Source organism: Rhodanobacter sp. UC4437_H4 (assembly GCF_052978425.1).
In genome coordinates this window covers 65,248-90,726 of the sequence record NZ_CM129673.1, presented here as the reverse complement: position 1 = coordinate 90,726, position 25,479 = coordinate 65,248, and the positions used below count along the sequence as shown (strand labels likewise).

Below are 25,479 nucleotides of genomic sequence, written 5' to 3'. Positions count from 1 at the left end.
CTACGGGCGGGGTGGAAGCGCGGCCAGGAGGTCCAGCGCTGCGTGCAATTCCGCGCAGCGTTCCGCGCTGGCCAGCACCTGCGCCGCGGTGCAGCCGGCGCCCGGCAATGCCACCGGCACGGGCCGTGCCGCCAGCAACCGGGCCGACATGGTGAACAGGATCTCGGCCAGTGCCTCCTGCGCATGGTGCGAACCGCGCGCGGCCGTGTTCAGCAGCAACACCGGCTTGCCGGGAAACTCCAGGCTGCCGACCAGCCAGTCGAGCAGGTTCTTGAACGCGCCGGGCACGCCGTGGGCGTATTCGGGACAGGCGATCAGCAACGCATCCGCGGCGCCGACTGCTTCGCGCAACGCCAGCACCGATGGCGGCAACGGATCGACCTCGTCATCCGGATTGAACAGCGGCAGCGCGCCCGGCGTGTCGTGCAACACCAGTTCGAGCGGTGCCGCGGCCAATTGGCACGCGGCTTCCAGCGCGGCGCGATTCGACGATACCCGGCGCAAGCTGCCGCACAGGCACAGCACGCGCCGCGGCGCCGTCATGCAGAGGGCACGCCCTGCACCACGATCTTGCCCAGACCCAGCGACTTGTTGCGCGGCTGGCGCGACAGCCGGCCGGCGGTATTGCGGGCGATCTCGCGGTAGCGGGCAGCAAGGTCGGAATCGGGGATCGCCGCCACCGTGGGGTTGCCGCCATCGGTCTGCTCGCGGATGCGGATGTCCAGCGGCAGCGAGCCGAGGTAGGCCGCGCCGTACTGCGTGGCCATGCGCTCGCCGCCGCCTTCACCGAAGATGTTCTCCTCGTGGCCGCAGTTGGAGCAGACGTGGGTGGCCATGTTCTCCACCACGCCAAGCACCGGCACCTCGACCTTCTCGAACATCTTGAGCGCCTTGCGCGCGTCCAGCAGGGCGATGTCCTGCGGCGTGGTGACGATCACCGCGCCGGCCACCGGCACTTTCTGCGACAGCGTGAGCTGGATGTCGCCGGTGCCCGGAGGCAGGTCGATGACCAGGTAGTCGAGCTGTTCCCAGCGGGTGTCGGTGATCAGCTGCATCATCGCCTGGGTCACCATCGGGCCGCGCCAGATCATCGGCGTGTCCTCTTCGACGAGGAAGCCGATCGACATCACCGGCATGCCGTGCGCCTGCATCGGCAGGATGCTCTTGCCATCGGGCGAGGCGGGCTTGCCGTGCACGCCGAGCATGGTGGGCTGGCTGGGGCCGTAGATGTCCGCGTCCATCACGCCCACCTTCGCGCCCTCGGCCTGCAGCGCCAGCGCCAGGTTGGCCGACACGGTGGACTTGCCCACGCCGCCCTTGCCCGAGGCGACCACGATGATGTTCTTCACGTTCGGCAGCGGCCCCAGCGTGCCCTGCACCTTGTGCACGTGGATGCGGCTGGTGATCGACACCGTCGCCGACTCGATGCCCGGATCGGCCTGCAACGCCTCGCGCACCCGCGCGGTGATCGCTCCGATCGCGCTGGCGGCGGGATAGCCAAGCTGCAGGTCCACCGAAACCCGGCCGCCGTCGACGCCCACGGCGCGCACGGCCTCGCCCAGCGGGGCACCGGTGTGGGTGTCGATCAACCCGCCCAGGATCTGGCGGACCAGGGCTTCATTCACCTGCGTCATGTCGGTTCGGTCGTCGAGAGAGACGCCCATTATGCCAGCGCGCCGCAGACGGCCGGCTGACACAGATCAGCGCCTCACCGGCGCACCGGCAGCCATGGCGCAATGCAGCTTGACGACCTCGCCGAACCTCGCCAGTCTCGATTCCATACGCTTTCGTACGGGAGAGACGCCATGAAGTCAGCACGACGCTTTGCCTTTGCCACCTGCCTGCTGCTCGCCGCCGGTTCGGCACTGGCCGCCAACGACACCCCCGTGGGCAACTGGAAAACCATCGACGACGAAAGCGGCCAGGCCAAGTCGATCGTGCAGATCACCGACGAGAATGGCGAGCTGAAGGCCACCATCGTCAAGCTGCTCAACCGCAGCCCGTCGGATATCGCCCGCGACGGCGAGGTGGCGCTGTGCAAGAAGTGCGACGGCGAGCGCAAGGACAAGCCGATCGAAGGCATGAACATCATGTGGGGCGTGCACCAGGATGGCGACGTCTGGAGCGGCGGTCACATCCTCGACCCGAAGACCGGCAAGGTCTACAAGGTGAAGCTGTCGATGCTCGACGGCGGCCAGAAGCTCAACGTGCGCGGCTACATCGGCTTTTCCTGGGTCGGCCGCTCGCAGCAGTGGGAACGCCAGCCCTGACCATCCGCTGCGTCGATTGACCTTCGACCACGCCCCGCACCGCCGACCGGTGCGGGGCGTTCTTGTGTGCACGGCCGGCGTCCGCACCGCTGAGCCGGCGTAACCCGGCATGGTCGCCGTGGCCAGCGAGACCCCGGGCGACGCCCCGGGCAAACGCCCGACCGCGCCGAACATCACCGGCACGATGGCTGCCATGCCGATGCCCAAGGCGAGGAAAACCAGCCGCGTGGTGCGCGGCCCCGGCGCAAGGCTGCCGTGATCCGTGGCCGAAAGGACTCTGCCCACATGCGCTCCAGCAACCCGCGACAGCAGCCAGGCGCTCTGCACCACCGCACCGGAATCCCCGGCGAGCAAAGTCCGCGCGCGCTGCGGCATGGCCATCCGGACGGCCAATACCGGCGGGGGCGCATGCCATAATGCGCAGTCCCCCCAAGGAAGCCACGCAACCCATGAGTCGTCGCCTGCTCGTCACCCACGCCCTGCCCTACGCGAACGGTCCGCTGCACCTGGGCCACATGCTGGGCTACATCCAGGCCGACATCTGGGTGCGTGCGCAGCGGATGATGGGCAACGAGGTGCATTTCGTGGCGGCGGACGACGCGCACGGCACGCCGATCATGCTGGCCGCCGAGAAGGCCGGGATGACGCCGGAGGCCTTCATCGCGGGCATCCGGGCAGGTCATGAAGCCGATTTCGGCGATTTCCACTTCAGCTTCGACCACTACCACACGACCCATTCGGACGAGAATCGCGAGCTGGCCTCGCTGATCTACACGCGCCTGCGCGACAGCGGCTGCATCGCCAGGCGCAACATCCAGCAGCTGTTCGATCCCGAGAAGCAGATGTTCCTGCCGGACCGCTACATCAAGGGCACCTGCCCGAAATGCGGCACGCCGGACCAGTACGGCGACAACTGCGAAAACTGCGGCGCCACCTATGCGCCCACCGACCTGATCAACCCGTATTCGGTGATGTCCGGCGCCACCCCGGTGCTGCGCGATTCGGAGCACTACTTCTTCGAGCTGGGCAAGTTCGAATCGCTGCTGCGCGACTGGTTCGCCGGCAAGTTCACCGAAGGCAAGCCGGTGGCCGACAGCGGCGTCGCCGCCAAGCTGCGCGAATGGCTGGATGGCGGCCTGAAGGACTGGGACATCTCGCGTGACGCGCCCTACTTCGGCTTCCCGATCCCCGACGCGCCGGGCAAGTTCTTCTACGTGTGGCTGGATGCGCCGGTCGGCTACCTGGCCAGCTTCAAGGCGCTGTGCGACAGGACCGGCCTGAAGTTCGACGACTTCCTCGGCCCCGACAGCACCGCCGAGATGCATCACTTCATCGGCAAGGACATCATCAACTTCCACGGCCTGTTCTGGCCGGCGATGCTGCATGGCGCGGGTTTCCGCACGCCCACCGCGTTGCACGTCAACGGCTACCTGACGGTGAACGGAGCCAAGATGTCCAAGTCGCGCGGCACCTTCATCCAGGCGCGCACCTATCTCGACGCCGGCATCCACCCGGAATTCCTGCGCTACAACTTCGCCACCATGCTCAGCGCGGCGCCGGTCGACGTGGACCTCGATCTCAAGGCATTCGAGGAACGGGTCAACTCGCACCTGATCGGCAAGTGGGTGAACATCGCCAGCCGCACCGCCGGCTTCGTGCAGAAGTTTTTCGACGGCAGGCTGGCCGACCGTTTCGAGGCGGAGGAAGCGGCGCTGTGGCAAACCCTGCTGTCGCACTACGACGGCGTCGACGCGTTGTACGACGCCGGCGAGTTCGCCGAGGTGACTCGTCGTTTCGTCGCCATCGCCGACCTGGTCAACGGCTACATCGCCACCAGGGCGCCGTGGCTGATCGCCAAGGACGACGCCCGCCGCGCCGAACTGCAGCAGGTCTGCACGCTGGCCCTGCACGGCTTCCGCCTGCTGTCCGGCTTGCTCAAGCCGGTACTGCCGGCCACCGTGGCAGCCGCCGAACAATTCCTCGCCGCACCCATAGCCAGCTTCGACGACGCCCGCCGCGAACTGCACGGCCACCGCGTCAACACCTTCGAGCCGCTGCTGGCCCGCCTCGATGCCAAGCGCATCGAGGCGATGGTCGAGGCCTCCAGGGAATCGCTTGGCGCATCCGTTCCCGCCGCGCCGGCTGCCCCGGCGAAGAAATCCATGAACGACAAGTCGAAATCTGCCGTGATGAACCCCGAATCCGGGATCCACCGTCCCGAGCCTGTCGAAGGGGCGAATCCCGGCCTCATCTCCATCGACGACTTCGCCAAACTCGACCTGCGCATCGGCAAGGTCAGCACCTGCGAATTCGTGGAAGGCTCGGACAAGCTGCTGCGCTTCGAACTGGACGCCGGCGAACTCGGCAAGCGGCAGATCTTCTCCGGCATCCGCGCCGCCTACGCCGAACCGGAAAAACTGGTCGGCCGCAACGTGGTGTTCATCGCCAACCTGGCCCCGCGCAAGATGCGCTTCGGCCTGTCCGAAGGCATGATCCTGTCCGCCGGCGACGGCGGCAGCGACCTGTTCCTGCTCGATGCCGACCAGGGCGCCAGGCCCGGCGCCAGCGTGCGCTGACACGCAGGGCGGGCACTGCCCGCCTTACGGCGAGCGACCCGCAGGAATGCACGCGGTGCGCTCCCGCCCTCGATCCAGCGGACCGTTCACTGCCTCGTGTAGGTCACGAAGAAGCCGACCAGGTCGCCGTTCTCGTTGTACGGCGCCATGTCCACGTAGCGGTAGCCGCGCGCGGCGTAGTCGGCGTGGGATTTCGTGAGCTGGTTCGCCATGTGCTTCTTGCGGAAACCCAGCGTGGCGTCGACGAAGACGGTCACCGTGTCGGCGGTGGCGCTCGATTGCGCCTGCGCCGTGCCGGCATGGGTCAGGAGGATCGAGCCGCCGGCACCGAGCACGGCAGCCAGCAACAGGGAAGCGAGGAACGACGGTTTCATGGCGACACTCCAACAAGTGATCGGCAATTGCGGGACAATGGGCGTCGATTATCGCCCACCCCGCACCGCGCATGAGTGATCCCATCGCCGTCCTGGCCGACCGCATCGACGCGCTGCTGCCGCAGACGCAGTGCGAGCAATGCGGCTACCACGGCTGCCGGCCGTATGCCGAGGCGATCGCGCGTGGCGAGGCGGCGATCAACCGCTGCCCGCCCGGCGGCGCGGCCGGCATCGCGAAACTGGCGAACTTGCTGGGCCGGCCACCGCTGCCGCTGGACCCCGCCTGCGGCATCGAGAAGCCACGCATGCTTGCGCGCATCGTGGAAGCCGATTGCATCGGCTGCACCAAATGCATCCAGGCCTGCCCGGTCGACGCCATCATCGGCGCGCCGAAACTGATGCACACCGTGCTCGCCGACGATTGCACCGGTTGCGAGCTGTGCGTGCCGGCGTGCCCGGTGGATTGCATCGAACTGGTGCCGATGCCGATGGGGCAGATCGATCAGGCGCACGCGGATGCCGCACGCGCTCACTTCCAGCACCGCGGCGCCCGGCTGGCGCGCGAACGCGCCGAGCGTAACGCCGAGCTGGCCGCACGCAAGGCCGCGGTGGATACCGCCGCGTCGACCAATCCGGTACTGGCGGCGCTGGCACGCGCGAAGGCGAAGAAATCCTCATGAAGCGCGCCGACGTGGTGGAACTGTTCACGCGCCTGCGCGAACTCGACCCGCATCCGACCACCGAGCTGCTGTACGGCACTCCGTTCGAGTTGCTGGTGGCGGTGGTGCTGTCGGCGCAGGCCACCGACGTTGGCGTGAACAAGGCAACCCGCAAGCTCTTTCCGGTGGCGAACACGCCGCAGGCCATCCTCGACCTCGGCGAGGATGGGCTGAAGCGCTACATCAGCACGATCGGCCTGTTCAACGCCAAGGCCAGGAACGTGATCGCGCTGTGCCGGCTGCTGATCGAGCAGCACGGCGGCGAGGTGCCGCGTACCCGCGAGGCGCTGGAAGCGCTGCCCGGCGTGGGCCGCAAAACCGCCAACGTGGTGCTCAATACCGCCTTCGGCGAGCCGACCATCGCGGTCGACACGCACATCTTCCGCGTCGCCAACCGCACCGGGCTGGCGCCCGGCAAGGACGTGCGCACGGTGGAGGACAAGCTGGTCAAGGTGATCCCGGCCGAGTTCAGGCAGGACGCCCACCACTGGCTGATCCTGCACGGGCGCTACGTGTGCAAGGCGCGCAAGCCGGATTGCCCGCACTGCGTGATCCGCGATCTGTGTCGTTACAAGCACAAGACGCCGGCGGAGTAGTTCCCGGTCGAACGCGCGCGGCACTGCCCGCGGCCTTTCATCCCGATCACGCGCCATCGTCGAGCGTCAACTTGCTGCGGAACCGACGCGGTTCGCCCGACAACGGATCGACGAACGCCAACTCCCGCGCCAGCAACTTCAGCGGCCGCCGATGATCGTCCGCCGCCGCCTCCGTCAGCTCGGGATAGAACGCGTCGTTGCGGATCGGCGCACCGAGCGCCGCCATGTGGACCCGCAACTGATGCTTGCGCCCGGTCATCGGATGCAGCGCATAGCGCCAGTCGGTGTCGCCGCGCTCGATCACCTCGATGCGCGTCTCGCTGTTGGGCTCACCCTCGACCTCGGCCATGCGGAAGAACGGCTCGCCCTGCACGATGCGCGTACGCCGGTAGAGCGGAAAAACCCCTGCCGGCAAGGCCGGGGCCCATGCCTCGTACCACTTGTCGATGCAGCGCTCGCGAAACAGGGCCTGATAAGCCGCGCGGCTGGCGGGATTCGCCGAAAACAGCACCAGTCCGGCGGTGGCGCGGTCGATCCGGTGCAGCGGCACGAGCTGCGGATTGTCGAGCCGGCGGATCAATCGCCGCAGCAGGGTCTGCTCGACAAAACCTCCGGCCGGAGTCACCGGCAGGAAGTGCGGCTTGTCCGCCACCACCAGGTGTTCATCCGCGTGCACTACCGTCTCGACGAACGGTATCTCCGCCTCGTCCGCCACCTCGCGGTAGTAGTGGAGGCGCATTCCCGCGCGGTACGGCACCTGCGCGTCGATCGCCACGCCATCCCCGTCCAGCACGCGGCCCCGCGCGATCCGGTCCAGCCATTGCGCACGACTGATCGCGGGAAAGTGCGCGCACAGCGCGTCGAGCGCGCTTCGCCAGGACCCTGGCGGCAGGTGCACCGTGCTGGCGCCACGGTCAGGACGGAAAGGAACGTTCGGCATGATCGGGCCAGTCTAGCCGCAGGTCGGCGGCAGGTCGGCGCTACGCCGCGTACAATGCTCGGCTGTTGTCCTCCGGCATGCGCATGGCACTCAACTCCACCATCTACAAGGTCGAACTGCAGATCAGCGACATGGACCGGCATTACTACGCCACCCATGCGCTGACCCTGGCGCGCCACCCGTCGGAAACCGAGGAGCGCCTGATGGTGCGGCTGCTCGCGTTCGCCATGCATGCGGACGAGCGGCTGGAGTTCGGCAAGGGCCTCAGCGACGAGGACGAGCCGGCGCTGTGGCGCAAGGCGTATACCGACGAGATCGAGTTGTGGATCGACGTGGGCCAGCCCGACGAGACGCGCGTCCGCAAGGCCTGCGGCCGTGCGCGCCAGGTGGTGGTGATCAATTACGGCGGCAACGCGGCGGAGCTCTGGTGGAACCGCCACGCCGCCACGCTGGCTCGCCACCGCAATCTCAGCGTGCTGGACATCAGCGCCGACACCGTCGCCGCACTGGTCACCCTGCTGCAGCGGGGCATGCGCCTGCAGGTGCTGATCCAGGACGGCCAGCTGCAACTGATGAACGATGCCGACGCCGTGGCGGTCGATCCGCAGATCCGCATGGCGAGCGCCGAAGCGGTGAGCTGACCGGCATGTCGGCTGCTGGTCCGCTATCGCCGGCACGGCGGCAGCCTGACCCGTGCGAGCTCACCGCGGCAGGCACGCGCCGGTCGATTGCCGGATAATCGCGGCTCCCTCAAGAAAAACCCGACCAGGTTCTCGCCCCGACGAAAGTCGCAATGACAAACCCGAGACTTGATCGGGACATCCGCTGCCCCCTTGCCCAGGAGTCTTTCCATGCGCTGGTTGCTTTCCCTGTTCGCCCTGATTTCGCTCGTCGCCTGCTCGGCGCCGGCGCCGCAACAAACCCGCGGCAGCGTGGACCAGCTCACCGTCGTCGACAGCAAGGTCGGCACCGGCGCCGAGGCCATGGCGGGCATGAAGGTCACCGTGCACTACACCGGCTGGCTGTACGACGAAACTGCCGGCAACAAGCACGGCAGCCAGTTCGACAGCTCGCGCGATCATGGCGAGCCGTTCTCCTTCGTGCTCGGCGCCGGCAACGTCATCGCCGGCTGGGACTAGGGCGTGGCCGGCATGCGCGTGGGCGGCAAGCGCACCCTGCTGATCCCCGCCGCATTGGGCTACGGCGCGCGCGGCGCCGGCGAGGACATTCCGCCGAACGCCTCGCTGGTGTTCGACGTGGAGCTGCTGGATGTCCAGAAGCCCTGAGGCGGTCTGGGGCGTGGCGGGCAGTGCCCGCCCTACGGGTGCACCGCCAGCAGCGTAGGGCGGGCACTGCCCGTCATCGTCACACGGCGAAACCCAAGGCGCCTTCCTACAATTCCCGCTCCGCGGCTTCCCTGCCCTGCTGGCGGATGATCGCCTCTTCGCGGGCGTCGATGATCGACTGCATCACGCTGTCCACGTCGGCGATGTGCTCGTCGAACTCGAATCGGCCGGTCAGTTCGCTGTCCGGGTGCAGTTCGCCCAGCTCGTACAGCGCCCACATCTCCTCGCCGTAGTGGGTGTCCAGCAGCTCGGGCGCGAAGCGCGACAGGCTGATGGTGATGTTGCCCACGTCACGCCGCAGCATCGTGCGCGCGCTGTTGTTGCCCGCCGCGCTGACCGCCTGCGGCAGGTCTATGATGACCGGGCCGTGCGGGCCGACCAGCACGTTGTACTCGGACAGGTCGCCATGGATCAGCCCCACGCACAGCATGCGGGCCACCTGCTGCATCAGGAAGCGGTGATACGCGCGCGCCTCGTCGGCGGACAGTTCGACCTCGCCGAGCCGCGGCGCGGAATGGCCGTCCGCATCGGTGACCAGTTCCATCACCAGCACGCCGTTGAAGTAGCCGTACGGCCGCGGCACGCGCACGCCGGCGGCGGCCAGCTGGTACAGTGCGTCGACCTCGGCATTCTTCCATGCCTCCTCGGCCTCGCGGCGGCCGAACTTCGTCGCCTTGCCCATCGCCCGCGCCTGTCGGCTGCCGCGTACCTTGCGCCCTTCCTGGTATTGCACGCGCGCCTGGAAGCTGCGCTGGGCCATGTCCTTGTAGACCTTGGCGCAGCGCACCTCGTCGCCGCAGCGCACGACATACACCGAGGCTTCCTTGCCGCTCTTGAGCGGCCTGAGCACCTGGTCGATCATGCCGTCGTCGATCAGCTCCTGCAGGCCCTTGGGGGTTTTCATCGGTGGCGTGGCTTCAATGCGTCGACGGGGGAACGCCCATTATGGCCGACGCCGACCGCATCCGTGGCGAAGCTCATGCCTCGCGTGCCGCCGCGGCGATCTCGAACGAATGTCGTCGCGCCGCGTGCTCGAAGATGTTGGCGGTCAGCATCAACTCGTCCGGCCGGTGGCGGGCCACGAAGGCCGCGATGCCCTCCTTCACCGTGACCGCATCGCCGACCACCGCGCAGGCCAGAGCGCGCTCGACCATCAGCTTCTCCGGCGGCGTCCAGTACGCCTCGATGTCGTCGATCGGCGGCGGGATCAGGCCGGGCTTGCCGCGACGCAGGTTGATGAAGCTCTGCTGCTGGGTGGTGAACAATCGCCGCGCCTCGGCGTCGCTGTCGGCGGCGACCACGTTGATGCCGAGCATCGCATACGGCTGCTGCAACCGCGCCGAGGGCACGAAGTTGCGCCGATACAACGCCAGCGCCTCGTCCATCGCATCCGGCGCGAAGTGCGAGGCGAACGCGAACGGCAACCCCAGCTGCGCCGCCAGCCGCGCACTGAACAGGCTCGACCCCAGCAGCCACACCGGCACCTCGATGCCGGCGCCGGGCACCGCGCGCACCGGCTGGCCGGGCTGCGCCGGCTCGAAATAGCCAAGCAGCTCCAGCACGTCCTGCGGGAACGCGTCGGCGCTGTCGAAGTAGCGGCGCAGCGCCCGCGCCGTGGGCTGGTCGGTGCCCGGCGCACGCCCCAGGCCCAGGTCGATGCGGCCCGGATGCAGCGAGGCCAGCGTGCCGAACGCCTCGGCCACCTGCAACGGCGCGTGGTTGGGCAGCATGATGCCGCCGGCGCCCACGCGGATCGTCGAGGTGCCGGCGGCGACATGGCCGATCAGCACGGCGGTGGCCGCGCTGGCGATGCCGGGCATGTTGTGGTGCTCGGCCAGCCAGTAGCGCCGGTAGCCGAGCCGCTCGCCCAGCTGCGCCAGGTCCAGCGTGTTGCGGAAGGCCTGGCCCGCGTCGCTGCCTTCGGTGATCGGGGCCAGGTCGAGGATGGAAAATGGAATCATGGCGCAATCCCGGATGACGGAAGCACCCTATCTGGGGGCGAACCGGTTCATTGCCAGCCACAGCCACGCGCGGCGGCCGTCGGCTCAACTTTCCCGCCGCGCGGCCGCTAACGGGAGCGAACCATCGACGACACGGCGCGACAGAGGGGCAGTCCCCATGGTGGGAAACATGTGGCGGCGCGTGTTTTCGCGACGCAAGGCAAAGGCCAGTCCGCAGCGCGCCAGCAAGGCGCGGTCGCCGGCCCCTGCCGCCGTCCCGTCGCCCGCCGTCGCCCACGCCGCGACGGAAACGCCGTCGCTGGCCTTGATCGACGAGCGCTTCCACCGGCTCGTGCTCGGCCTGCCGCCGCCCCGCCAGGATGACCCGCTGCCGGCCGAAGCGGCCCTCCTGCGACGACTGGAGCTGCTCGGCGCTCGCTTCGACCTGCGCAGCCTGCCGCGCCTGCCGACCGTGCTGCCGCAACTGCTGCGCACCCTCAAGAGCGACGAGGCTGCAGGCGCCGAACTGGCCAAGCTGGTCGGCCGCGACCCGCTGATGGTGGGCGAGGTCATGCGCGCCACCAGCACCGTGTTCTACCGTTCGGCACAACCGATCAGCAGCCTGCAACAGGCGGTGGTGCTGCTCGGCCAGGACGGCCTGCGCCGGGTGATCACCCTGCACGTGATGAAGCCGATCCTGCAGGGCAACACCGGCAGCATGGGCCACGCGGCAGGCGGGCGCCTGTGGGGCCACGCGGAACGCTGCGCGCATGCCTGCGCGTGGCTGGGGCGCACCACCGGCTGCGATGCGTTCGAGGCCTATCTGGCCGGGATCGTGCGCCATGCCGGTACGGGCGCGGTGGTGCGCCTGCTGGATCAACTGCTGCCCGGGGCGCCGCCACCGCCGTTGTCGGCGGGCTTCGTGCGGCACTGCGCGATGCTGGCCGCGCAACTCTCGCTGCAGGCTGCCCGCCAATGGGGGCTGCCGGCGCGCGTGCTCGGCGCCCTGGCCGAGTGCCAGGGCGAGGTCAGCGCAGCCACCTCGCCGCTGGGCCGCGCGCTGGCGGTGGCCGACAGTCTGGCCAGCCTGAGCCTGCTGGTGGAAAACGGCGAGTTCCCCGCCGATGCGGACCTGGCGCACAGCTGGCCGGGCGTCATGCCGCCGGCCGTGCTCGCACGCTGCCAGCGCGACCTCGGCCAGCACTTCGCCGCCGGCGTGGCCACGGCCTGATCGGCGACGGCAACGACTCCCGTTTGGTCGAGGAAACGCCTAGACTTGCCGCCACCACCATCGTCCACATCGAGGAGCCGCGCATGAGCAAGGGCATGGATTCGAAGAAGAGCGAAAAGAAGAAGCCGGAGAAAACGCTGAAGGAAAAGCGCGCCGCCAAGCAAGAAAAAAAGAAGGACAAGTAGCTCCGCCGCTCACCAGCCGGCAAGCGGCGAACGCGATGCGGAAAGCATGTTGCATTCCGCGCCGACGCCGCCGTCTCCGGCACCCACGCAAAGCATGAAGCGTGCGGGCAGGCCCGCCACGTCCCGGCTTGCTCCGCTCGCCAGCACGAACTGCCGTGCGCCGGCCTGCTCGCAGGCCGGCGCCTTGGCCGCGTGCGCGGCCGGCGTCGGGCACGCCAGCAAACGGTAATGGCAACGCCCGCTGGCGCTGCGCACGCAGGTGATGTCGGCGATGTCGGCGACAATCCGCGTACGGCTGTAAAGCACGTCGACGCCGTTGACGCTGGCGCGCGTGGCGTGCGACTGGCTGCCGTAGCCCTCCACCCCGGCCAGCGAGAGCACCAGCCAGATCAGCGCGATGAGATAGTGCATGGCCGTCCTCCCGACAAACCGTTGCGAACGCGGCAGTTACATGTTGCGAAACAGGGTCATGAACGGCGCGCTCACGCTGAGCGTTTCCGGCCGCTCGCGCAGGCGCACGATGCCCTTGCCGGTGTCGTCGCGGGTGACGGCGGCGACCGCCTTCATGTTGATCACGGTGCCGCGGTGGATCTGCTTGAACACGGTCGGGTCGAGCACCTCCAGCAGTTCGCGGATCGGCGTGCGCAGCAGCGCCTCGCCCTCGGCGGTGACCACGGTGGTGTACTTGTTGTCCGCGCGGAAATAGGCGACGTCGTCGAGCAGGATCAGCCGCGTCTCCCGCCCCGTGCTGGCGGTGACCCAGCTCAGCGGCGGTTGCTGGCGCGCCGGCCCCAGCCGGCTGCCGATCTGCCGGACCAGGTCGGCCAGCGAGGCAGTGTCGGACCGATCCGCGCCCACGCGCGACTGCACGCGCTCCACGGTGGCGCGCAACCGTTCCGGGACGACCGGCTTGAGCAGATAGTCGATCGCGCCGCGCTCGAAGGCGTCGATGGCGTACTGGTCATACGCGGTGACGAACACCACCTGGGTCGCCGGGCACGCTTCAGCCGCGGCGGTGGCGACTTCGAGGCCGGTGAGGCCGGGCATGCGGATGTCGAGGAAGGCCACTTCGGGCCGATGCTCGACGATCGCCTCCAGCGCGCTGGCGCCGTCCTCACATTCCGCGACGATGTCGAGCTGCGGCCATGCCGTCTCCAGCGCGGCGCGCAGCGACTGGCGCAGCAAGACCTCGTCTTCGGCGATCACACCCTTAGCCATGGGCCTGCTCCTCGTTGTAGTGCTCCGGCACGTTGATGGTGGCGGCGACGCCCTGCGGGAAGTTCGCCGCGATGGCCAGGCTGGCCTGGCCGGCATAGATCAGTTTCAGCCGTTCGCGCGCGTTCTTCAGGCCGATGCCCGCGCCGCTTTCCTGCGCGCCGAAACCCTTGCCGTCGTCGGCCACGGTCACCGCCACGCGGCCATCCTGCCGGCGCGCGAAGATCCACACCGTGCCGTCGCCGGGCCGCGGCTCCAGGCCGTGCTTGATCGCGTTTTCCACCAGGGTCTGCAGCAGCATCGGCGGCAGCGGCGTGGCCAGCAATTCGTCCGGCACGTCGATCTGCACGTTCAGGCGTGCGCCCATGCGGATCTTCATGATCGCCAGGTAGGCGCGCGAGCGCTCCAGTTCCTCGCCCAGGCTGGCGAGCGCGCGGTCGGCGCGCGGCAGCGAGTGGCGCAGGTACTGGATCAGGTGGCCCAGCATCGCATCCGCCCCGGCCGGGTCGCTGCGCACCAGCACCTGCGCGCTGGCCAGCGTGTTGTACAGGAAGTGCGGCTCCACCTGCGCCTGCAGCAGGCTGAGCCTGGCGATGGCCAGCTCCTTCTCGGTCGCCGTCTGCGCCGCCGCCGCCTGCTCGCCGCGGCGGCGGCTGGCCACGCCGAGCGTCACCGCACGGGCGATCGCCTCGAGATTCTCCAAGTTGACGCCATCGTCCACCTGCAGCCAGTCGCTCCACGGCGCGCTGCACGGCTCGCAGACCAGGCTGAAGCTGCTGCTGCCGTCGCCGCGATTGACCGTGGCCAGGATGCGGTTGCGCTGGCTGACGATCCAGCGCATCGGATTCCAGCGCCCCAGCTGCGCCAGGTCATAAGGATCGGCGTAGACCGCGGTGGCGCGGATCTGCAGGTGGTTGCGCGTGCGGTCCACCTGCTCGATGCCCGGCAGTTCGCGAATCGCGGCGTCCAGCAGCTCGAACGCCTCCTCCGCCTCGAACGGCGCCTCGATCTGCCGCCGTTGCCGGGTGGCCAGCGTCGCCGAGGTCAGCTTGCCCGCGATCATGCGCACCCGCACCAGGTGCGAATGCGCGCGGATCACCACGAACACGATCACCACCAGCCCCAGCAACTGCACCAGGCTGCCCAACCCCGACCAGATCCAGCTCACGGACAACGTCGCCAGCAGCACCAGCAGGTACCAGGCCACGATGAGGCGCAGGTAGAAGAAGAAGCTTCTGATCACGACGACAGTTCCGCTGACTTGGGAGTGTGATCGAGAATAGTGGCCGAGACGCGGGAAATCCCCGGCGGCCCGACGAAACGCCGCAGCCGCCGACGGAAGCCCGACTCAGGGGTGCGAAACAGCGATGCGCTCACGTCACCGAACGAAATACCAGGCTGCAACAGGTCACCGCACCTTCGGCTTTTTGCAGTTCGGACACGTCGACGGTCGTCACCTGAAAGCCGGCATCGAGCAGCCGTTGTCGTGTACGGGGGAAGCTGGTCGGCATGATCAGCTCATCGCCGATGCGCAAGACGTTGGCGGCATGCGCTTCGGCGGGATCGACCTCGATGATGTGGAATGCGGCGAAGTATTCGCGATCCACCCAAGCCGGCTGCAGCACCACGCTGTCATCGGACAAGGCGGTGACCGCCGATTTCAGATGCAGGCAGTCGCGCGTGGGCACGCCTTCGACGACATAGCCGAACGGGGCGAGCCGGTTGCGCAACTGGCCCAGTCCATCCGGATTGCTGCGGACGGATTGGCCGACATAAAGCGTGCGGCCGATGCGCAGCACATCGCCGCCGTCCAGGGTGGCCGGGGCCTCGATCGCCTGCAAAGGCCGGTATCGACGCAACGGGTCGGCCACAGTGGCGACTTCGGCGCGCCGTGACATGGCGCCGGGCCGTGTCAGCACGGCCAACTCGTCCAGCACGATCGCCACATCCTCGACGAACACCGAATCGGGCAGTTCGACTTCGGCCGGCAGAACCAGCACGTCACAGCCGGCGCGTTCCAGCGCACGCAGATAGTTGCCGTGCTGGATGCGTGCGAGCTCCAGGTCGATCGGCACACGCGCGAGGTGCGACAGCTCGCAACGGGCGATGGAAGGGCTGACGGCGCGGGTGATGGCGTTCCACATGGATGGCTACCGAAAGGTTGGCAACGGGCTCATTTCCCCGGATGCCGTGCACGCCACGCCGCCAGTGCCTGTTCGTAGCGCTCCAGTTTTTCGTCGTGGATGTCGTAGACGCAACGCACGCAACCCTCACCGCAGCAGTCGGCGGCGTCGGGCTCAGGCGGGCGCTGTGGCGGGGGATCGGCGGCGACAGCGTCCGGAGTTGGCTCGCCAGCGATCACGGCCTGCTTCCCGGGGCACGCTGGCGGGAATCCCTGCTCGCCAGCAGCAATACCATCGGCACGGGCGCAAGCTGGACGCGCTGCATGTCGTACCCTTCGACCACGCCTACTTCGCCGGCTTGCGGAACCGATAGATGAACTGGTCGGTGTGGCCGCGTATCGACTTGTCGAACACCTTGGTGGCATGCGTGTCGGCCGGGTTGCGCAGGGCATTGCTTTCGCCGTCGAAGACGAAGCCGGCGGCCTCGACTTCGCGCTTGACGACCTCCGGGTCGATGCGATGCAGAGTGTCGGTATCGGCCAGGCCGGAGCCGGCGGGGGCCACGTGGTCGATCACCACGAACAGGCCGCCGGGCTTGAGCGCGTCGTAGACCTGCTTGTCGAAGCTGGCCATGTCGACCGGGCCCATGAACGGGTCGTGGTAGTCGTGGTAGTTCTGCGAGGTGAATACCAGGTCCACCGGCACCGGCACGCTCAGCTTGGCCGCCGGCTGCTGCAGCAGGCTCACGTTGGCGTAGTGCGGCGTGGCCGCCAGCTTCTGCCAGTTGGCCAGGCTCTTGGCGGAGTACTTGCCCATCTCGTCCGGCCAGACGGTATAGACGTGGCCCGTGGGCCCGACGATGGCGCTGAACGCCCGCGTCCAGTAGCCACTGCCTGGCACCAGTTCGAGCACGTTCTGGCCGGGCTTGACCTCGGCGAAGGTCATGACAAGCGCCAGCTTGCGGCGCGCATCCTCGTGGCGGTCCGCCGCGCGCGCCGGATCGTCGACGCCTTTCTGCACGGCAGCGGTGATCGCGCCGCTGTGCAGGTCGGCAACCTGGGCGGTCGCCACGGCGGGGAACGGGAGGGTCAGCAGGAGGGCAAGCATGGCATGGCGCATGGCGTACTCCATCGGCAGGCGGGGTTCCCGATTGTGCTCCGCTTTGAGCGTGATGACACTGTGTCGACAGGCACAGGCATGCGATGGTGCTTGCGGTAACGTGCACGGGTTGCGGTTCCACCGCCGCGGGATGGCCACGCAAACCCACCGACTCACGGGAGGTTCCATGCGCTGTACCAGCATTCTGTTCGCCGCCGCCTGCGCCGCGATCGCCGGCCTGCCCGGCTCCGGCCATGCGCAATCGCCGGCGCACTGGCAGGCCAGGCAACTCAAGGCGTCGCAGGAATCCGAGGCGATCATGCGCGACGCCGACAAGCGCAACGGCCTGCTGGCCCAGTTCCAGGTGATGCGCTACGCCTCCGTCGGCAACAACGACCCTGCTTTCCAGGTCATTTTCAGCCAGTACCTGAGCTGGTATCAGACCTTCATCGGCGATTACCCGGACGCGGCGACCAGCTTCTCGATCAGGCAGGGAGCGTTGCCCGACGACCGCCCCTTGCCGCTGGACGACGGGGTCCACCACGCCGAGTCTGCCCTGACGGCGATCGCGCGGCTGGCGAAAGGGCGCCGGGCGGTGTTCTTCAACGAGGCGCACAACATCCCGCTCACCCGCAGCCTGACGGTGCAGATGCTGGCGCGACTGCGCGCCGAGGGTTACGACTATTTCGCGGCCGAGACGGTCTACCAGACCGACAAGGGGCTGCAGGCGCGCGGATACCCGACCAAGGACAGCGGCTTCTACACGCAGGAACCGGTCTGCGCGGAAATGGTGCGCACCGCGTTGCGGCTCGGCTACAAGGTGGTCGGCTACGAGGCGCTGTCCGATGCCTCCGGCGACGCACGCGAAGCGGAGCAGGCGCGCAACCTGTACCGGCAGGTGTTCAAGGACCATCCCGACGCGCGCGTGGTGGTCAACGCCGGCTACGCGCACATCCAGGAATTCGGCGCCTACCTGGGCGGCGCCTCGATGGCCCAGCACCTGCGCCGGCTGATCGACATCGACCCGCTCACCGTCGAGCAGACCATGCTGTACGACCACCCCGATGTCGGCGGCAATCATCCGTACTACGAGCCGGTCATGAAGAAGTTGCAACCGACCGGCCCCATCGTGTTCGTGGACGACGCCGGCAAACCGTGGTCGTTGCGGCCTGGCTACGACGTCAGCGTGTGGTTCCCGCCGACATCCATGCGTCGCGGCCGCCCGACCTGGCTGGCCCTGGGCGGCGAACGCAAGCCGTATTACGTGGATGGCGAACGCTGCAACCAGCATTTTCCCTGCATGGTGGAGGCGCGTTACGCCAGCGAAGGCAACGATGCCATCCCGGCCGATCGCGTGGTGCTCGATCCCGTGCCGCTCAACGCCGTGCCCAGCGACCGCGTGCGCAGCGGCGGCGCGGCGCCCGCCAGCGAGCTCTACCTGCGGCCCGGCAAGTACCGCGTGGTCTACAGCGGCGAGAACAACGCCACGCTGTTTTCACAGAACGTCACGATCAGGGACCGCAACCCGCGGCCACCGCCCTCCCAGCCCCCGGCAGCCACTGCCGGGCCCGTGTCCACGCCGGTTCGCGGCGACGTGGCGCAACCCTCCGTCGACCAGGGGAACTGATTCCATGACCCACCACAGAATGCGCGTACTGCTTGCCACGGCGTGTGCGCTTGCGACCTTCGCCGCCGTCGGAGCGGAACCCGCCGCCCCATCGCAAGCCGGCCTGCTCGGCTTCACGCCCGCGCATGCCACCACCCAACTCGACCTGGAACGACGTTTCGACGCCCAGCTCGACCCGGCCGAGCTGCGCGACTGGTTGAAGCAGATGGCATCGGCGCCGAACCAGGTCGGCTCGCCGCACGACAAGGCGAATGCCGAGTTCATGCTGGAGAAGTTCCGCGCCTGGGGCTGGGATGCGCACATCGAGACGTTCGAGGTGTTGTATCCGACGCCGAAGAAAGTCGCGCTGGAACTGCTCGGGCCGCAGCCGTTCACCGCCACCCTGCACGAGCCGCCGGTCGCCGGCGATGCCACTTCGGCGCTGCCCGGCGCGCTGCCGCCATACAACGTCTACGGCGGCGACGGCGATGTCACCGCACCACTGGTCTACGCCAACTACGGCATGCCGGACGACTACAAGGAGCTGGTGCGCCGCGGCATCGACGTGCGCGGCAAGATCGTTATCACCCGCTACGGCGGCGGCTGGCGCGGGCTCAAGCCGAAGCTGGCGCAGGAGCATGGCGCGGTCGGCTGCCTGATCTACTCCGACCCGCACGATGACGGCTACGCCCAGGGCGACACCTGGCCCGAAGGCGGCTGGCGCCCGCCCGAAGGCGTGCAGCGCGGCTCGGTCGCCGACATGCAGCAATATCCCGGCGATCCGCTGACCCCCGGCATCGGCTCCACGCCCGGCGCCAAGCGGCTGGCGATCAAGGACGCGAAGACCCTGCTGAAGATTCCGGTGCTGCCGATCTCCTACGCCGACGCCACGCCGCTGCTGAAGTCGCTGGGCGGCCCGGTGGCACCCGCAGCCTGGCGCGGCGCACTGCCGCTGACCTACCACGTGGGCCCGAGCACGGCCAAGGCGCACCTGACCGTGCTGTCGGACTGGAACCGCAAGCCGATCTACGACGTGATCGCGAAGATCGAGGGCACCCGCGCGCCGGACCAGTGGATCATCCGCGGCAACCACCACGACGGCTGGGTGTTCGGCGCATGGGACCCGCTGGCCGGCAACGTGGCCCTGATGGCCGAGGCCAAGGCCATCGGCGGCCTGCTCAAGCAGGGTTGGCGGCCGCAGCGCACCCTGGTCTACGCCAGCTGGGACGGCGAGGAACCGGGCCTGCTCGGTTCCACCGAATGGGCGGAGGCGCACGCGAAGGAGCTGCAGGCCAAGGCCGTGCTCTACATCAACTCGGATACCAACGGCCGCGGTTTCCTCGGCGCCGGCGGCAGCCATTCGCTGCAGCACTTGGTCAACCAGGTCGCCGACGGCGTGACCGATCCGGAAACCCGCGTGAGCGTGGGCAAGCGCTGGCGGGCGCACCTGATGATCGAAGGCAGCGATCCCAAGGCGAAACCCGAAGCCAAGGCCAATGCCAAGGCGGCAGCCAGCGGCGGCGATTTGCCGATCGAGGCACTGGGCTCCGGCTCCGATTACAGCCCGTTCCTGGAACATCTCGGCATCGCCTCGCTCGACCTGGGCTTCGGCGGCGAGGACGACAATGCCGGCATCTATCACTCGCGCTACGACTCGTTCGACCACTACGTCCGCTTCGGCGATCCCACCTTCGAGTACGGCGTGGCGCTGGCCAAGGTGGCCGGCCACATCGTGTTGCGCAGCGCCGATGCCGATGTGCTGCCGCTGCGCTTCGGCGATTTCAGCCAGACCCTGGGCCGCTACGTCGGCGAACTGCACAAGCTGATCGAGAAGACACGCAAGGCAACGGCGCAACAGCACCAGTTGCTCGACGCGCATGCCTACGCGCTGGACAGCGACCCGACCCGGCCGCTGCTGCCGCCGGCGCGCGACTCCGATGTGCCGGCGATCGAGCTGGCCCCGCTGGACCGCGCCGCCAGCCAGCTGGAGCAGAGCGCGCAGGCGTTCCAGGCCGCCTACGCGCGGCAGGCCGCCGACGGCTTTGCCCTGCCCGCCGCGCGGCTGCGCCAGATCAACCGGCAGATGGGCCGGATGGAACAGGCGCTGACCGATGCCGACGGCCTGCCCGGCCGGCCGTGGTTCCGGCACTTCATCTACGCCCCAGGCATGCTCACCGGCTACGGCGTCAAGACGGTTCCCGGCGTGCGTGAGGCGATCGAGGCACGGCGCTGGGACGAGGCGAACCGCTATGTAACGATCACTGCGCAGGTGCTTGACCACTACCGCGCCCAACTCGACCAGCTGACCCGTTTGCTGACCCCGTCGAGCTGACCGGCGCAAACCACGGCGAATCCAAGGATGGATCGCCCGCCGGCCGTCACCCGGACGGCCGCTCGCCGGAGCCAGGACGATGATGCCGAGCCGCACCCTTCCATCGAGCATCCGCAAGCTGGACCCCGGCGCGTTCGCGCTGGTGATGGCCACCGGCATCGTCTCCATCGATGCCGGCCAGCACGGCATGCCCGTGCTGGCGCGTGCGCTGTTCGTGCTGAACGCGGTGGCCTTCGTGCTGCTGCTGGCGCTGAACGCGCTGCGCCTCGTGCATGCCCGGCGCGAGGTGCTGGACGACTTCACCAACCCCGCGCGCGGCGCGGGCTTTCTCACCTTCGTCGCGGCCAGTTGCGTGCTCGCCAGCCAGTGCGTGCTGGTGGTCCCGCTGCCGCGTTGGGCCGTCGCGCTGACCGTGCTCGGCGCGGTCGGCTGGGTCTGCCTGTTGTACCTGCTGCTGCTCGCCGTGATCACCGGCCAGCGCAAGCCCGGCTTCCGGCGCAGCATCAATGGCGGCTGGCTGGTGGCGGTGGTGTCGACGCAGGCGCTGGCAGTGGCGCTCACCCTGCTGGTGGCGCACGGTCATGCGGCGCCCATGCTCGGCTGGCTGTTCGCCGCGCTGTGCCTGTACCTGGTCGGGGCGGCGCTGTACCTGATCCTGATCACGCTGATCTTCTACCGCCTGCTGTTCCTGCCGCTGCCGGCCAGCGGCTTCACGCCGCCGTACTGGATCAACATGGGCGCGCTGGCGATCACCACGCTGGCCGGCAGCCTGCTGGTGCTGCATGCGCCGGCGCAACCGTCGCTCGGTGCGCTGGTGCCCTTCGTCAAGGGCTTCACCCTGTTCTTCTGGGCCAGCGCCACCTGGTGGATTCCGCTGCTGGCGATCCTCGAGCTGTGGCGCCACGGCATGCGCCACGTGCGCCTGCGCTACGCGGTGGACGACTGGGACATCGTGTTTCCGCTGGGCATGTACACGGTCGGCACGAATGCGCTGGCACAGGCACTGGACCTGGATCTGCTGCAGCCGGTGTCCGACCTCGGCGTCTACATCAGCCTGCTGGCCTGGTTGCTGGTGGCGGCCGGTGCACTGCGGCACCGGCGGCGCGCCTTCGTGCGGGGCTGAGGCGCACGAAGGCGCGCCTTCACCGGCGGCTTTCGGCGTGCCGCACCTGGCCGTCGCCGCGCAGCACGAAGCGTTCGATGGTCAGCGCCTCGGCGCCCATCGGCCCGTAGGCGTGTAGCCGCGTGGTGGAGATGCCGATCTCGGCGCCGAGGCCGAGTTCACCGCCGTCGCTGAAACGGGAGGAGGCGTTGACCATCACCACGGCGGAACGGATCGCCTGCACGAAGCGTTGCGCGGCGGTTTCGTCGGCGGTGGCGATGACTTCGGTGTGGTCGGAGCCGTGGCGACGGATGTGCGCGATGGCGGTGTCGAGGTCGTCGACCACGCGCACGGCGAGGATCAGGTCGAGGAACTCGGCGGCGTAGTCGTCGTCGGTCGCCGCGCGCATGTCGGGCACCAGGGCGCGGCTGCGCTCGTCGCCGCGCAGCTCGACGCCGCGCTCGCGCAGTGCCTGCGTTGCGCGTGGCAAGAACGCTTCGGCGACGTCGCGATGCACCAGCAACGTCTCCAGCGCGTTGCACACGCCGGGGCGCGAGGTCTTGCCGTCGAGCAGCAGGTCCAACGCCAGCGCGAGGTCGGCGGCGCGGTCCACGTACAGGTGACAGACGCCCTTGTAGTGCTTGATCACCGGCACGCGCGCGTGTTCGGCGACGAAGCGGATCAGGCCTTCGCCGCCGCGCGGAATCGCAAGGTCGACGATGTCGACCAGCTGCAGCAGTTCGACCATCGTCTCGCGGCGCAGGTCGTCGACCAGGGTCACGGCGGCGGTCGGCACGCCGTGCGCCTCCAGTGCCGACTTCAGCGCCGCGGCGATCGCGGTGTTGGAATGGATCGCCTCGGAGCCACCGCGCAGGATCACCGCGTTGCCGGCCATCAGGCACAGCGCGGCGGCGTCGGCGGTGACGTTGGGGCGTGCCTCGTAGATCATCGCGATCACGCCGAGCGGGATGCGCACGCGTTCCACCGACAGCCCGTTCGGCCGTGTCTCGCGGCGCGTCGTCACGCCGACCGGGTCGGGCAGCTCGGCCACTTCGCGGAGCGCGCCGGCGATGCCGGCCACGCGTGCCTCGTCCAGCCGCAGGCGGTCGAGCATGGCGCCCTGCACGCCTTTCGCCGCGGCCTGGCGCATGTCTTCGGCGTTGGCGGCCAGCACCGCGGCGGACTGCGCTTCCAGCGCCGCAGCCATGTCGCGCAGCAGCGCGCGCTTCGCCTCGCTGCCCAGCGCCGCAACGACTTGGGCGGCGTCACGGCAAGCCAGGGCCTGTTCGCGGATCGTGCTCATGTGCTGATCCCCTGCCCGGACGCAACTGGGCGACTCATGCCGACGAGGTCGTCGCGATGCACCACCTCGTCGCCGTAGCTGTAGCCGAGAACGCCGTCGATCTCGCGGCTGTGCCGGCCGGCCAGACGGCGCACTTCGGCGGCGCCGTACTGGCTGAGTCCGCGCGCGACGGCGGCACCGTCCGCGTCGACGATCTCCACCAGGTCGCCGCGGTGGAACTCGCCGTCGGCGCCAAGCACGCCACCCGGCAGCAGCGAGACGCGCCCGCCGGCCAGCGCCTTCACCGCACCGGCGTCGATACGGATGCGGCCCGGCGCGGCGGGTGCGTGGCGCAGCCAGTACTTGCGCGCCTGCAATCGTGTGGAAGCCGCGGCGATCAGCGTGCCGCGCAGTTGCCCGCGCTGCAGTGCCTGCACGGTGGCCGCCTCGCGCCCGCTGAACAAGGCCGTGGGGATGCCGGCGGCGGCAGCTTTCGCCGCCGCCTGCAGCTTGGTGCGCATGCCGCCGGTGCCGGCCGCGCTGCCGCTGTCGCCGGCCATCGCGACGATCTCCGGGGTCAGCGCGGCCACCTGCGCGATCGGCACGGCCGCGGAATCGCGCCGCGGGTCGGCGCTGTACAGCGCATCGACGTCGGAGGCGATCAGCAGCAGGTCGGCGTCGACCAGCGCGGCCACGATGGCGGCAAGGTTGTCGTTGTCGCCGAGCTTCAGTTCATCCACCGACACGGTGTCGTTCTCGTTGATCACCGGCAGCACGCCGAGCTGCAGCAACTCGCGCAACGTGGCGCGCGCGTTGAGGTAGCGGCGGCGGTTGCGCAGGTCGTCGTGGGTCAGCAGCACCTGCGCCACCGGCCGCGCGGACAGCGATTGCCACAGCGCGACCATCGGCGCCTGCCCCAGCGCGGCCAGCGCCTGCCGCGCGGCGAGGCCGCCGATGTCGCGCGCATGCTGGCGCAGCAGCGCGCGCCCGGCCGCCACCGCGCCGGAGGACACCAGTACCACTTCTCGGCCTTCGGCATGGCTGGCGGCAATGAAACCGGCCAGCGCTTCGGCGTGACGCGACGTGAGGCCGCCGCCGTCGGCGGCGAGCAGGTTGCTGCCCACTTTCAGCACGGCGCGGCGCCAGGAGGGCAATGCCTGTGCGGGCAGGCCGGTGTGCGTGTTCCCCGTGTCGATCGCCGCCATGCCCGTGCCTCCGCTTCAGTCGTCGAGTGCGCGTAGTCGCGCGTGCAGTTCATCCAGTCGCAGGTCGTTGCCGGCGCCCGGCGAGACGCGCGCGGCGAGGCTGCCTTCGGGCGTGCGCCCCTGCCCCGCGGATGTCGCGGTTTCCGCCGCAGCGCGATACGCGTCGCGGAACGGCACGCCGGCGGCGGCCTGCTCGATCGCCACGTCGGTGGCGTACATCGCCGGCTCGATCGCCGCACGCATCGCGGCTTCGTTCCACGCGAACCGCGCCAGCAGGTCGGGTACCAGTTCCAGCGCCATCAGGCCATGACGCACGCCATGGAAGATCGAGCCCTTGGAGAACTGCAGGTCGCGCTGGTAGCCGGACGGCAGCGACAGCAGCTGTTCGATCTCGGTGCGCGCGGCGGCCACGCTGGCGTAGCTGGCGCGCAGCAGTTCGATCACGTCGGGGTTGCGCTTGTTCGGCATGATCGAGCTGCCGGTGGTGTACTCGGGCGGCAATTTGACGAAGTCGAATTCGGCGGTGGTGAACAACGACAGGTCCCACGCCAGCCGGCGCAGGTCGAGCAGCGCGCCGCCGATCGCCTCCAGCACGGCCATCTCGAACTTGCCGCGCGACAGCTGCGCGTAGATCGGCGATATCTGCATGCGCGCGAAGCCGAGCGCCCGGGTGGTGTGCTCGCGGTCGAGTTTCATGTTCACGCCGTAGCCGGCGGCGGTGCCGAGCGGATTCGCGTCGATCAGCGTCATCGTCTGGCGCGCGCGCAGCGCGTTGTCGATGAAGCCCTCGGCGAAGCCGGCGAACCACATCGCGGTGGACGACACCACCGCACGCTGCAGGTGGGTGTAGCCAGGCATCGGCACGGCTTCTTGCGACGCGCGCTCAAGGCAGACTCCGGCGATGGCGCGGCAATGCGCCTCCAGCGCGGCCAGCTTGTCCTTCAGCCAAAGCCGGGTGGCAACCAGGATCTGGTCGTTGCGGCTGCGTCCGGTGTGCACGCGGCGGCCGGCGTCGCCGAGGCGCTCGGTGAGGCGGGCCTCGATCGCCGAATGGCCGTCCTCGTAGCGCTCGTCCAGCACAAAGGCGCCGCTCGTGAAATCAGCGGCCAGCGCATCCAGTTCGCGCTTCAGCGCGGCGGCTTCGTCGGCGTTGACCACGCCGATGTTGGCCAGCCCTTCCACGTGCGCCTTGCTGGCGGTGATGTCGTGCAGGAAGAACTCGCGATCCAGCAGCACGTCGTCGCCGGCGAGGAACTGCATGATCTTCGCGTCGATCCGGATGCCGGCTTTTTGCCAGAGGGGTTGGGTCATGGTAGCCAGAAGTGAGTTGAGAGGAGTG

The 25,479-nt window shown here is 68.9% G+C and carries 25 protein-coding genes and 1 pseudogene; 11 read left to right on the top strand and 15 right to left on the bottom strand.

Annotated features, from left to right (window positions below; translation table 11 throughout):
• On the bottom strand, positions 1-543 hold the full coding sequence (locus ACVCL3_RS00495) for an NADPH-dependent FMN reductase (RefSeq protein WP_447100163.1): 543 nt from the start codon (positions 541-543) through the stop codon (positions 1-3).
• A complete protein-coding gene (gene apbC / locus ACVCL3_RS00490) occupies positions 540-1,634 on the bottom strand; it encodes an iron-sulfur cluster carrier protein ApbC (protein ID WP_447098671.1) in 1,095 nt (364 codons plus the stop codon). Before apbC ends, ACVCL3_RS00495 begins: the two co-directional genes overlap by 4 nt.
• A 171-nt stretch (positions 1,635-1,805) precedes the next feature.
• Here apbC and ACVCL3_RS00485 point away from each other — a divergent pair, with 171 nt between their 5' ends.
• The 3 genes from ACVCL3_RS00485 to metG all read left to right on the top strand — a co-directional run bounded on the left by ACVCL3_RS00485 (position 1,806) and on the right by metG (position 4,846).
• The gene (locus tag ACVCL3_RS00485) at positions 1,806-2,270 is read left to right on the top strand and encodes a DUF2147 domain-containing protein (protein ID WP_395119095.1); all 465 of its coding nucleotides are present in this window, start codon (positions 1,806-1,808) and stop codon (positions 2,268-2,270) included.
• A gap of 109 nt (positions 2,271-2,379) precedes the next feature.
• Entirely contained in the window at positions 2,380-2,529 is a 150-nt protein-coding gene (locus ACVCL3_RS00480; protein WP_447107241.1) for a hypothetical protein, read from the top strand.
• 190 nt (positions 2,530-2,719) lie between these two features.
• Entirely contained in the window at positions 2,720-4,846 is a 2,127-nt protein-coding gene (metG, locus tag ACVCL3_RS00475) for a methionine--tRNA ligase (protein WP_447100161.1), read from the top strand.
• Positions 4,847-4,932: 86 nt separating this feature from the next.
• Here metG and ACVCL3_RS00470 read toward each other — a convergent pair whose 3' ends face one another.
• On the bottom strand, positions 4,933-5,220 hold the full coding sequence (locus ACVCL3_RS00470) for a hypothetical protein (protein ID WP_395119104.1): 288 nt from the start codon (positions 5,218-5,220) through the stop codon (positions 4,933-4,935).
• Positions 5,221-5,291: 71 nt separating this feature from the next.
• Between ACVCL3_RS00470 and rsxB the strand changes: the two genes are divergently transcribed.
• Positions 5,292-5,900, top strand: a complete 609-nt coding sequence (gene rsxB / locus ACVCL3_RS00465; protein ID WP_447100160.1) for an electron transport complex subunit RsxB — start codon at positions 5,292-5,294, stop codon at positions 5,898-5,900.
• Positions 5,897-6,535, top strand: a complete 639-nt coding sequence (gene nth, locus ACVCL3_RS00460; protein WP_447100159.1) for an endonuclease III — start codon at positions 5,897-5,899, stop codon at positions 6,533-6,535. The genes rsxB and nth overlap by 4 nt, the downstream gene beginning before the upstream one ends.
• A 46-nt stretch (positions 6,536-6,581) precedes the next feature.
• Here nth and ACVCL3_RS00455 read toward each other — a convergent pair whose 3' ends face one another.
• Entirely contained in the window at positions 6,582-7,475 is an 894-nt protein-coding gene (locus tag ACVCL3_RS00455; protein WP_447100158.1) for a pseudouridine synthase, read from the bottom strand.
• Between the two features lie 83 nt (positions 7,476-7,558).
• Here ACVCL3_RS00455 and ACVCL3_RS00450 point away from each other — a divergent pair, with 83 nt between their 5' ends.
• On the top strand, positions 7,559-8,116 hold the full coding sequence (locus ACVCL3_RS00450; protein WP_395119112.1) for a YaeQ family protein: 558 nt from the start codon (positions 7,559-7,561) through the stop codon (positions 8,114-8,116).
• Positions 8,117-8,326: 210 nt separating this feature from the next.
• Positions 8,327-8,761 (top strand): annotated as a pseudogene (locus tag ACVCL3_RS00445) (FKBP-type peptidyl-prolyl cis-trans isomerase).
• A 106-nt stretch (positions 8,762-8,867) separates the two neighbouring features.
• Here ACVCL3_RS00445 and ACVCL3_RS00440 read toward each other — a convergent pair.
• A complete protein-coding gene (locus ACVCL3_RS00440) occupies positions 8,868-9,725 on the bottom strand; it encodes a PA4780 family RIO1-like protein kinase (protein ID WP_447100157.1) in 858 nt (285 codons plus the stop codon).
• 73 nt (positions 9,726-9,798) lie between these two features.
• The gene (locus ACVCL3_RS00435; protein WP_447100156.1) at positions 9,799-10,782 is read right to left on the bottom strand and encodes an LLM class flavin-dependent oxidoreductase; all 984 of its coding nucleotides are present in this window, start codon (positions 10,780-10,782) and stop codon (positions 9,799-9,801) included.
• Between the two features lie 157 nt (positions 10,783-10,939).
• On the opposite strand from ACVCL3_RS00435, the gene ACVCL3_RS00430 reads away from it, so the two are divergent.
• Positions 10,940-11,992, top strand: coding sequence for an HDOD domain-containing protein (locus tag ACVCL3_RS00430; RefSeq protein WP_447098663.1), 1,053 nt, complete (start codon positions 10,940-10,942; stop codon positions 11,990-11,992).
• 194 nt (positions 11,993-12,186) lie between these two features.
• On the opposite strand, the gene ACVCL3_RS00425 is transcribed toward ACVCL3_RS00430, so the two are convergent.
• The 6 genes from ACVCL3_RS00425 to ACVCL3_RS00400 all read right to left on the bottom strand — a co-directional run bounded on the left by ACVCL3_RS00425 (position 12,187) and on the right by ACVCL3_RS00400 (position 16,634).
• The gene (locus ACVCL3_RS00425) at positions 12,187-12,588 is read right to left on the bottom strand and encodes a hypothetical protein (RefSeq protein WP_447100155.1); all 402 of its coding nucleotides are present in this window, start codon (positions 12,586-12,588) and stop codon (positions 12,187-12,189) included.
• Between the two features lie 36 nt (positions 12,589-12,624).
• Positions 12,625-13,395 carry a LytR/AlgR family response regulator transcription factor gene (locus tag ACVCL3_RS00420; protein WP_395119124.1) on the bottom strand — a complete coding sequence of 257 codons (771 nt, stop codon included), beginning with the start codon at positions 13,393-13,395 and terminating at the stop codon, positions 12,625-12,627.
• The gene (locus ACVCL3_RS00415) at positions 13,388-14,635 is read right to left on the bottom strand and encodes a sensor histidine kinase (protein WP_447100154.1); all 1,248 of its coding nucleotides are present in this window, start codon (positions 14,633-14,635) and stop codon (positions 13,388-13,390) included. Before ACVCL3_RS00415 ends, ACVCL3_RS00420 begins: the two co-directional genes overlap by 8 nt.
• A 130-nt stretch (positions 14,636-14,765) precedes the next feature.
• Positions 14,766-15,536 (bottom strand): dimethylarginine dimethylaminohydrolase family protein, encoded by a 771-nt coding sequence (locus tag ACVCL3_RS00410; protein WP_447098660.1) that lies wholly within the window; start codon positions 15,534-15,536, stop codon positions 14,766-14,768.
• Positions 15,537-15,565: 29 nt separating this feature from the next.
• Positions 15,566-15,754 carry an oxidoreductase-like domain-containing protein gene (locus tag ACVCL3_RS00405; RefSeq protein WP_447098659.1) on the bottom strand — a complete coding sequence of 63 codons (189 nt, stop codon included), beginning with the start codon at positions 15,752-15,754 and terminating at the stop codon, positions 15,566-15,568.
• A gap of 106 nt (positions 15,755-15,860) precedes the next feature.
• Positions 15,861-16,634 carry a class I SAM-dependent methyltransferase gene (locus ACVCL3_RS00400; RefSeq protein WP_447098658.1) on the bottom strand — a complete coding sequence of 258 codons (774 nt, stop codon included), beginning with the start codon at positions 16,632-16,634 and terminating at the stop codon, positions 15,861-15,863.
• A gap of 166 nt (positions 16,635-16,800) precedes the next feature.
• Between ACVCL3_RS00400 and ACVCL3_RS00395 the strand changes: the two genes are divergently transcribed.
• From ACVCL3_RS00395 to ACVCL3_RS00385, 3 genes are all read left to right on the top strand, one after another.
• Positions 16,801-18,240: a hypothetical protein gene (locus tag ACVCL3_RS00395; RefSeq protein WP_447100153.1), complete on the top strand. Its 1,440-nt coding sequence runs from the start codon at positions 16,801-16,803 to the stop codon at positions 18,238-18,240.
• Positions 18,241-18,244: 4 nt separating this feature from the next.
• Positions 18,245-20,551 carry a transferrin receptor-like dimerization domain-containing protein gene (locus ACVCL3_RS00390; protein WP_447100152.1) on the top strand — a complete coding sequence of 769 codons (2,307 nt, stop codon included), beginning with the start codon at positions 18,245-18,247 and terminating at the stop codon, positions 20,549-20,551.
• 79 nt (positions 20,552-20,630) lie between these two features.
• On the top strand, positions 20,631-21,674 hold the full coding sequence (locus ACVCL3_RS00385) for a tellurite resistance/C4-dicarboxylate transporter family protein (RefSeq protein ID WP_447100151.1): 1,044 nt from the start codon (positions 20,631-20,633) through the stop codon (positions 21,672-21,674).
• 19 nt (positions 21,675-21,693) lie between these two features.
• On the opposite strand, the gene ACVCL3_RS00380 is transcribed toward ACVCL3_RS00385, so the two are convergent.
• Genes ACVCL3_RS00380 through argH form a run of 3 tightly spaced genes read right to left on the bottom strand, consistent with a single transcriptional unit; the run spans position 21,694 to position 25,451 of the window.
• Positions 21,694-22,956 carry a glutamate-5-semialdehyde dehydrogenase gene (locus ACVCL3_RS00380; protein ID WP_447100150.1) on the bottom strand — a complete coding sequence of 421 codons (1,263 nt, stop codon included), beginning with the start codon at positions 22,954-22,956 and terminating at the stop codon, positions 21,694-21,696.
• Entirely contained in the window at positions 22,953-24,140 is a 1,188-nt protein-coding gene (proB, locus tag ACVCL3_RS00375) for a glutamate 5-kinase (RefSeq protein WP_447100149.1), read from the bottom strand. The genes ACVCL3_RS00380 and proB overlap by 4 nt, the downstream gene beginning before the upstream one ends.
• Positions 24,141-24,155: 15 nt before the next feature.
• On the bottom strand, positions 24,156-25,451 hold the full coding sequence (gene argH, locus ACVCL3_RS00370; protein WP_447100148.1) for an argininosuccinate lyase: 1,296 nt from the start codon (positions 25,449-25,451) through the stop codon (positions 24,156-24,158).
• Between the last annotated feature and the right edge of the window lie 28 nt (positions 25,452-25,479).

What these genes read in the sequence shown, in the direction of transcription:
- ACVCL3_RS00455 (WP_447100158.1), bottom strand. Translation starts at nt 7,475, where the DNA reads ATGCCGAACGTTCCTTTCCGTCCTGACCGTGGCGCCAGCACGGTGCAC.
- ACVCL3_RS00485 (WP_395119095.1), top strand. Translation starts at nt 1,806, where the DNA reads ATGAAGTCAGCACGACGCTTTGCCTTTGCCACCTGCCTGCTGCTCGCC.
- ACVCL3_RS00435 (WP_447100156.1), bottom strand. Translation starts at nt 10,782, where the DNA reads ATGATTCCATTTTCCATCCTCGACCTGGCCCCGATCACCGAAGGCAGC.
- nth (WP_447100159.1), top strand. Translation starts at nt 5,897, where the DNA reads ATGAAGCGCGCCGACGTGGTGGAACTGTTCACGCGCCTGCGCGAACTC.
- rsxB (WP_447100160.1), top strand. Translation starts at nt 5,292, where the DNA reads ATGAGTGATCCCATCGCCGTCCTGGCCGACCGCATCGACGCGCTGCTG.
- ACVCL3_RS00440 (WP_447100157.1), bottom strand. Translation starts at nt 9,725, where the DNA reads ATGAAAACCCCCAAGGGCCTGCAGGAGCTGATCGACGACGGCATGATC.
- ACVCL3_RS00430 (WP_447098663.1), top strand. Translation starts at nt 10,940, where the DNA reads ATGGTGGGAAACATGTGGCGGCGCGTGTTTTCGCGACGCAAGGCAAAG.
- ACVCL3_RS00480 (WP_447107241.1), top strand. Translation starts at nt 2,380, where the DNA reads ATGGTCGCCGTGGCCAGCGAGACCCCGGGCGACGCCCCGGGCAAACGC.
- ACVCL3_RS00400 (WP_447098658.1), bottom strand. Translation starts at nt 16,634, where the DNA reads ATGCGCCATGCCATGCTTGCCCTCCTGCTGACCCTCCCGTTCCCCGCC.
- ACVCL3_RS00395 (WP_447100153.1), top strand. Translation starts at nt 16,801, where the DNA reads ATGCGCTGTACCAGCATTCTGTTCGCCGCCGCCTGCGCCGCGATCGCC.
- ACVCL3_RS00425 (WP_447100155.1), bottom strand. Translation starts at nt 12,588, where the DNA reads ATGCACTATCTCATCGCGCTGATCTGGCTGGTGCTCTCGCTGGCCGGG.
- ACVCL3_RS00450 (WP_395119112.1), top strand. Translation starts at nt 7,559, where the DNA reads ATGGCACTCAACTCCACCATCTACAAGGTCGAACTGCAGATCAGCGAC.
- argH (WP_447100148.1), bottom strand. Translation starts at nt 25,451, where the DNA reads ATGACCCAACCCCTCTGGCAAAAAGCCGGCATCCGGATCGACGCGAAG.
- ACVCL3_RS00385 (WP_447100151.1), top strand. Translation starts at nt 20,631, where the DNA reads ATGATGCCGAGCCGCACCCTTCCATCGAGCATCCGCAAGCTGGACCCC.
- ACVCL3_RS00470 (WP_395119104.1), bottom strand. Translation starts at nt 5,220, where the DNA reads ATGAAACCGTCGTTCCTCGCTTCCCTGTTGCTGGCTGCCGTGCTCGGT.
- proB (WP_447100149.1), bottom strand. Translation starts at nt 24,140, where the DNA reads ATGGCGGCGATCGACACGGGGAACACGCACACCGGCCTGCCCGCACAG.
- apbC (WP_447098671.1), bottom strand. Translation starts at nt 1,634, where the DNA reads ATGACGCAGGTGAATGAAGCCCTGGTCCGCCAGATCCTGGGCGGGTTG.
- ACVCL3_RS00380 (WP_447100150.1), bottom strand. Translation starts at nt 22,956, where the DNA reads ATGAGCACGATCCGCGAACAGGCCCTGGCTTGCCGTGACGCCGCCCAA.
- ACVCL3_RS00420 (WP_395119124.1), bottom strand. Translation starts at nt 13,395, where the DNA reads ATGGCTAAGGGTGTGATCGCCGAAGACGAGGTCTTGCTGCGCCAGTCG.
- ACVCL3_RS00390 (WP_447100152.1), top strand. Translation starts at nt 18,245, where the DNA reads ATGACCCACCACAGAATGCGCGTACTGCTTGCCACGGCGTGTGCGCTT.
- metG (WP_447100161.1), top strand. Translation starts at nt 2,720, where the DNA reads ATGAGTCGTCGCCTGCTCGTCACCCACGCCCTGCCCTACGCGAACGGT.
- ACVCL3_RS00495 (WP_447100163.1), bottom strand. Translation starts at nt 543, where the DNA reads ATGACGGCGCCGCGGCGCGTGCTGTGCCTGTGCGGCAGCTTGCGCCGG.
- ACVCL3_RS00410 (WP_447098660.1), bottom strand. Translation starts at nt 15,536, where the DNA reads ATGTGGAACGCCATCACCCGCGCCGTCAGCCCTTCCATCGCCCGTTGC.